Origin of the sequence: Mycobacterium sp. (assembly GCF_036273375.1) — a bacterium.
Taxonomy (GTDB): Bacteria; Actinomycetota; Actinomycetes; order Mycobacteriales; family Mycobacteriaceae; genus Mycobacterium.
The window spans coordinates 1-6,251 of the sequence record NZ_DASUHS010000211.1 but is presented as its reverse complement, the minus strand read 5'-3'; the positions used below and the strand labels follow the sequence as shown (position 1 = coordinate 6,251).

3 protein-coding genes and 1 pseudogene are annotated in these 6,251 nt (G+C 68.6%); all 4 read left to right on the top strand.

The features are described 5' to 3' along the window. Positions 1-3,883, top strand: a 3,883-nt coding sequence (locus tag VFW69_RS19345; RefSeq protein ID WP_526503566.1) for a beta-ketoacyl synthase N-terminal-like domain-containing protein, incomplete at its 5' end; no start/stop codon positions are given. A gap of 85 nt (positions 3,884-3,968) precedes the next feature. After that, on the top strand, positions 3,969-4,367 hold the full coding sequence (gene acpS / locus VFW69_RS19340) for a holo-ACP synthase AcpS (RefSeq protein WP_526503564.1): 399 nt from the start codon (positions 3,969-3,971) through the stop codon (positions 4,365-4,367). Between the two features lie 10 nt (positions 4,368-4,377). Then, complete coding sequence (locus tag VFW69_RS19335; RefSeq protein WP_526503562.1) at positions 4,378-5,703, top strand: dipeptidase; 1,326 nt, start codon at positions 4,378-4,380, stop codon at positions 5,701-5,703. Positions 5,704-5,811: 108 nt separating this feature from the next. Beyond that, a pseudogene (locus VFW69_RS19330) lies at positions 5,812-6,251 on the top strand (cytochrome P450); the annotation flags it as partial.

Below are 6,251 nucleotides of genomic sequence, written 5' to 3'. Positions count from 1 at the left end.
CGCGCTGATCGCGCTGTCGGCCAAGATGCGCATCGATCAGATCGAGGAGCTGGACTCCATCGAATCGATCACCGACGGTGCGTCGTCACGGCGCAACCAGCTGCTGGTGGACCTAGGTTCGGAGCTGAACCTGGGAGCCATCGACGGCGCCGCGGAAGCCGACCTGGCCGGGCTGCGCGCACAGGTGACCAAATTGGCGCGCACCTACAAGCCTTACGGCCCGGTGCTTTCCGACGCGATCAACGACCAGCTGCGCACCGTGCTGGGGCCCTCGGGCAAGCGGCCCGGTGCCATCGCCGAGCGGGTCAAGAAGACCTGGGAACTGGGCGAGGGTTGGGCCAAACACGTCACGGTCGAGGTCGCGCTGGGAACCCGCGAGGGGACCAGTGTCCGGGGCGGCGCCATGGGACACCTGCACGAAGGTGCACTGGCCGACGCCGCTTCCGTCGACAAGGCGATCGACGCCGCGGTGGCTTCGGTCGCCGCGCGCCGTGGCATCGCGGTGGCGCTGCCGTCCTCGGGCGGCGGTGGCGGCGGGACCATCGACGCCGCCGCACTCGGCGAATTCACCGACCAGATCACCGGCCGCGACGGCGTGCTGGCCTCGGCGGCCCGCCTGGTGCTCAACCAGCTGGGCCTGGACGACCCGGTCAGCGCTTCGCCGGCGGCCACCGACGCCGAGCTCATCGACCTGGTCACCGCCGAACTCGGCGCCGACTGGCCGCGCCTGGTGTCGCCGGTATTCGAGCCGAAGAAGGCCGTACTGTTCGACGACCGGTGGGCCAGCGCGCGCGAAGACCTGGTCAAACTCTGGCTCAGCGACGAGGGCGACATCGACGCCCGCTGGGTGGACCTGTCCGAAAGGTTCGAGGGCGCAGGCCATGTCGTGGCCACGCAGGCGACCTGGTGGCAGGGCAAAGCCCTGTCCGCGGGCCGTCAGATCCACGCATCGTTGTACGGCCGCATCGCGGCCGGCGCCGAGAACCCGGATCCGGGCGCGTACAGCAGCGAAGTCGCAGTTGTGACGGGCGCATCCAAGGGCTCGATTGCCGCATCGGTCATCGGACGACTGCTCGACGGCGGTGCCACCGTCATCGCCACGACGTCCAAGCTCGACGACGAGCGGTTGGCCTTCTACCGCCGGCTCTACCGCGACCACGCCCGGTTCGGCGCGGCGCTGTGGGTGGTAGCGGCCAACATGGCGTCCTACTCCGACATCGACGCGCTGGTCGAGTGGGTGGGCACCGAGCAGACCGAAAGCCTTGGGCCGCAGTCGATTCACATCAAGGACGCGCAGACCCCCACACTGCTGTTCCCGTTTGCCGCACCGCGGGTCGCGGGCGACCTGTCCGAGGCCGGCTCTCGCTCCGAGATGGAGATGAAGGTGCTGCTGTGGGCGGTGCAGCGGTTGATCGCCGGGCTGTCGAAGATCGGCGCCGAGCGCGACATCGCGTCGCGGCTGCACGTCGTGCTGCCGGGTTCACCGAACCGCGGAATGTTCGGTGGCGACGGCGCTTACGGTGAAGCCAAGTCGGCGCTGGACGCCTTGGTGAGCCGTTGGCACGCCGAGTCCTCGTGGGCGGCCCGGGTCAGCCTGGCGCACGCACTGATCGGTTGGACCCGCGGCACCGGGCTGATGGGCCACAACGACGCCATCGTCGACGCGGTCGAGGAGGCCGGCGTCACCACGTACTCGACCGACGAGATGGCCGCAATGTTGCTGTCCCTCTGCGACATCGAGTCCAAGGTTGCCGCGGCCGCTGCGCCGATCAAGGCGGACCTGACCGGCGGGCTGGGCGAGGCCAACCTCGACATGGCCGAGCTGGCCGCCAAAGCCCGCGAGCAAGCCACCTCGACATCGGACGACGACGCCGAAGCCGCCGAGGCCGAGGGCACCATTGCCGCGCTGCCGGCTCCGCCGCGCGGCTTCACCCCGGCACCACCGCCGCAATGGGCAGACCTCGATGTCGAGCCGGCCGATCTGGTGGTCATCGTCGGTGGCGCGGAACTGGGCCCCTACGGTTCGTCGCGGACCCGCTTCGAGATGGAGACCGACAACGAACTGTCGGCGGCGGGCGTCCTGGAGCTGGCCTGGACCACCGGTCTGATCCGCTGGGAGGACGACCCCCAACCCGGTTGGTACGACACACAATCCGGCGATCTGGTCGATGAGTCCGAGCTGGTCGAGCTCTACCACGACACCGTCGTCGAGCGCTGCGGCATTCGCGAATTCGTCGACGACGGCGCGATCGACCCCGACCACGCTGCGCCGCTGCTGGTGTCGGTGTTCCTGGACAAGGACTTCGCGTTCGTGGTGTCCTCGGAGGCCGACGCGCGCGCCTTCGTCGAGTTCGACCCGGAACACACGATCATCCGGCCGATGCCCGACTCCAGCGACTGGCAGGTCATCCGCAAGGCCGGCACCGAGATTCGGGTGCCGCGAAAGACCAAGTTGTCGCGGACCGTTGGTGCGCAGATTCCGACCGGATTCGACCCGACCGTGTTCGGCATCAGCCAGGACATGGCCAGCTCGACCGACCGGGTGGCGCTGTGGAACATCGTCGCGACCGTCGACGCGTTCCTGTCGTCGGGATTCACCCCGGCCGAGTTGATGCGATGGGTGCACCCGGGCCTGGTGGCCAGCACGCAAGGCACCGGCATGGGCGGCATGACGTCGATGCAGACGATGTATCACGGCAACCTGCTGGGCCGGAGCAAACCGAACGACATTCTGCAGGAAGTTCTGCCGAACGTCGTTGCCGCGCATGTCATTCAGAGTTACGTCGGCAGCTACGGCGCGATGATCCACCCGGTGGGCGCGTGCGCGACCGCGGCGGTGTCGGTCGAGGAGGGTGTCGACAAGATTCGTCTCGGCAAGGCGGAGCTGGTAGTCGCCGGCGGATTCGACGACCTGACCCTGGAAGCCATCATCGGCTTCGGTGACATGGCGGCCACCGCCGACACCGGCATGATGCGGGGCCGGGGCATCCACGACTCGAAGTTCTCCCGGCCCAACGACCGACGCCGGCTGGGATTCCTTGAGGCGCAGGGCGGTGGCACCATCCTGCTGGCGCGCGGCGACCTGGCGCTCAAGATGGGTCTGCCGGTACTGGCCGTGGTGGCCTACGCGCAGTCGTTCGCCGACGGCGTGCACACCTCGATCCCGGCGCCGGGGCTGGGCGCGCTGGGCGCCGGTCGCGGCGGCAAGGATTCGGCACTGGCGCGGTCGCTGACCAAGCTCGGGGTGGGCACCGACGACGTCGCGGTGGTCTCCAAGCACGACACGTCGACCCTGGCCAACGATCCCAACGAGACCGAACTGCACGAGCGGCTCGCCGACTCGCTGGGCCGTTCCGAGGGTGCTCCGCTGTTCGTGGTGTCGCAGAAGAGCCTCACCGGGCACGCGAAGGGCGGCGCGGCGGTCTTCCAGATGATGGGGCTGTGCCAGATGCTGCGCGACGGGGTGATCCCGCCCAACCGCAGCCTGGATTGCGTCGACGACGAACTGGCGGGCTCGGCGCATTTCGTGTGGGTGCGCGAGACGCTGCGGCTCGGCGGCAAGTTCCCGCTCAAGGCGGGGTTGGTGACCAGCCTTGGGTTCGGCCATGTTTCGGGGCTGGTCGCGCTGGTGCATCCGCAGGCGTTCGTCGCCGCGCTTGACCCGGAGCAGCGTGCGGACTACCAGCGGCGCGCGGACGCGCGCTTGCTAGCCGGTCAGCGGCGGCTCGCATCGGCGATCGCGGGCGGCGCACCGATGTACGAGCGGCCGCCGAACCGTCGCTTCGACAACGACGTGCCGGAGAAGCGTCAGGAGGCGGCGATGCTGCTGAACCCGGATTCGCGCCTGGGTGACGGCGAGGCCTACCAGGTCTCTGCCGGATGAGGTCGGTGTATTGCCCGGCTTCTTCCCGGCCCGCTGCGCGGACCGCATCGTCGCCGGGCTCAACCATCCGTTAGCCTGGCGACCCATGGGAATTGTCGGTGTGGGGATCGATCTCGTCTCCATTCCTGATTTCGCCGAGCAGGTCGACCAACCGGGAACCGTCTTCTCCGCGACGTTCACCCCGGGGGAGCGCCGCGACGCCTCGGACAAGAGTTCGTCGGCGGCGCGTCACCTGGCGGCCCGCTGGGCCGCGAAGGAGGCCGTGATCAAAGCCTGGTCGGGATCGCGGTTCGCCCAGCGTCCGGTGCTGCCGGAAGACATCCACCGCGACATCGAGGTGGTCACCGACATGTGGGGCCGACCGCGGGTTCGGCTGAGCGGCGACATCGCCAAACACCTGGCCGACGTGATCATTCACGTGTCGCTGACGCACGAAGGCGATACGGCCGCCGCGGTGGCCATTTTGGAGACGGCGGCCGACTAGCCTCGTGGGCATGAGCGATCTGGTTGAGCGCGTCCGTGAGGTGCTGCCGTCGGTGCGATGCGATCTGGAAGACCTGGTGCGCATCGAATCGGTGTGGGCCGACCCCGGCCGCCGCCACGAGGTACACCGCAGCGCGCAGGCGGTCGCTGACCTGTTGTCGCAGGCGGGTTTTGGCGATGTGCGGATCGTCAGCGAGGGCGGCGCCCCGGCCGTCATCGCCCACCATCCGGCGCCGGACGGTGCGTCCACCGTGCTGTTGTATGCACACCACGACGTGCAGCCCGAAGGCGACCGCAGCCAATGGGTGTCGCCGCCTTTCGAGCCCACCGAACGTGACGGCCGGCTCTACGGCCGCGGAACCGCCGACGACAAAGCTGGTATCGCAACACATTTGGCGGCATTTCGCGCGCATGGCGGTCAGCCACCGGTGGGCGTGACGGTCTTTGTCGAGGGCGAGGAGGAATCCGGATCCCCGTCCCTGGGCCGGCTGCTGGCCGCTCACCGCGACGCGCTCGCCGCTGACGTGATCGTCATCGCCGACTCGGACAACTGGAGCACCGACGTCCCGGCGCTGACGGTGACGCTACGCGGCCTGGTCGACTGCGTCGTCGAGGTCGCCACGCTCGACCACGGCCTGCACTCCGGCATCTGGGGCGGCGTGGTACCCGACGCGCTTAGCGTGCTGGTGCGGTTGTTGGCCAGCCTGCACGACGACGACGGCAACGTGGCCGTCGCCGGCCTGCACGAAAGTGCCGCCGCCGCTGTGGATTACCCGCCTGAGCGGGTGCGTGCCGACTCCGGGCTGCTGGACGGCGTGTCCGAGATCGGATCGGGTTCGGCGCCGCAGCGGCTGTGGGCCAAACCCGCGATTTCCGTGATCGGCATCGACACCACACCCATCGAGAAAGCGTCGAACACGCTGATCCCGCGGGCCCGCGCCAAGATCAGCATGCGCGTCGCGCCGGGCGGGGACGCGGCGGCACACCTGGACGCCTTGACCGCCCACCTGCAGCAGCATGTGCCGTGGGGCGCGCACGTCAGCATCACCCGCGGCGACGTCGGCGAGCCCTACGCCATCGATGCCACTGGCAGCGTCTACGACGCCGCGCGGGCCGCGTTCCGGCAGGGATGGGGGACCGATCCGATCGACATGGGCATGGGCGGATCGATCCCATTCATCGCCGAGTTCGCCGCGGCGTTCCCGGAGGCGAAGATCATTGTCACCGGCGTGGAAGATCCCACGACGCAAGCCCACAGCATCAACGAGAGCCTGCATCTGGGCGTGCTCGAACGCGCGGCGATCAGCGAGGCGCTGCTGCTGGCCAACCTGGCCTAGACGGCGTGGGCTGAGCGCGAAACTCTAATCGCAGAATGCACGTATAGGTCGTTCGTCTCGCCGCATACTGCTTCTATATGCAGCCACTCGTCCGCAGGAGAGGCCACGGTGACCACGGAAGACACCCTGACCGGCGACGCCGGCAAGACCAACCGTTACCACTTTGATCGCCACACCCCGGAGTACCGCGAGCGGTTCACCGCGATCACCGAGGAGATGCACGCCAAGTGCCCGTTGGCGTGGACCGACACCTACGACGGGCATTGGGTAGCCGCGGGCAACCGGGAAGTCTTCGAGCTCGCTCGATGCCCGCACGTGTCCAACGACCACGACGTCACCGGCGAAGGCACCGGTTATAAAGGCATCACAATTCCTACGCTGCCGCAGGGCACCGGCGTCCGTGGCGGCATGCTCGAGATGGATGAACCCGAGCACGGTACCTACCGCAGCATCCTCAACCCGTACCTGTCGCCGGCAGCCGTTAAGCGCTGGGCGCCGTTTGTCGACGAGATCGTGCGGGCGAGCATCGACGAGAAAATCGAAGCCGG

What these genes read in the sequence shown, in the direction of transcription:
- VFW69_RS19335 (WP_526503562.1), top strand. Translation starts at nt 4,378, where the DNA reads ATGAGCGATCTGGTTGAGCGCGTCCGTGAGGTGCTGCCGTCGGTGCGA.
- acpS (WP_526503564.1), top strand. Translation starts at nt 3,969, where the DNA reads ATGGGAATTGTCGGTGTGGGGATCGATCTCGTCTCCATTCCTGATTTC.